This is a genomic window from Opacimonas viscosa, from assembly GCF_024199005.1.
Lineage (GTDB): Bacteria > Pseudomonadota > Gammaproteobacteria > Enterobacterales > Alteromonadaceae > Opacimonas > Opacimonas viscosa.
In genome coordinates this window covers 1-268 of record NZ_JANATA010000151.1, presented here as the reverse complement: position 1 = coordinate 268, position 268 = coordinate 1, and the positions used below count along the sequence as shown (strand labels likewise).

At 48.5% G+C, this 268-nt stretch carries 1 protein-coding gene; it reads left to right on the top strand.

What is annotated here, in order from left to right:
• Positions 1 to 268 (top strand): cupin domain-containing protein (locus NLF92_RS13070; protein ID WP_489886392.1); only part of this gene is annotated, 268 nt, incomplete at both ends.

The following is a 268-nucleotide window of genomic DNA, read 5'->3' as shown; positions in this document are numbered from 1 at the left end:
GACATACAACAACCTTATATTTACGCGGGGTTCCAACGCCCTCCTTCCCGCAAACAGTTAAAGAGCTGGATTGAACAACAGAATATCGACGAGATAGAAGGTTGCTTTGACAAAATCCCGGTAAAACCCGGGGACGTCTTTCTTATTCCAGGGGGAAGGCACCATGCTTTAGGAGAAGGGATTTTGATGCTGGAAATAATGGAGCCGTCAGATCTAGCCGTGCGATTTGAGTTCGAGCGATGCGGATACGTTATTCCGGAAGCCGCAC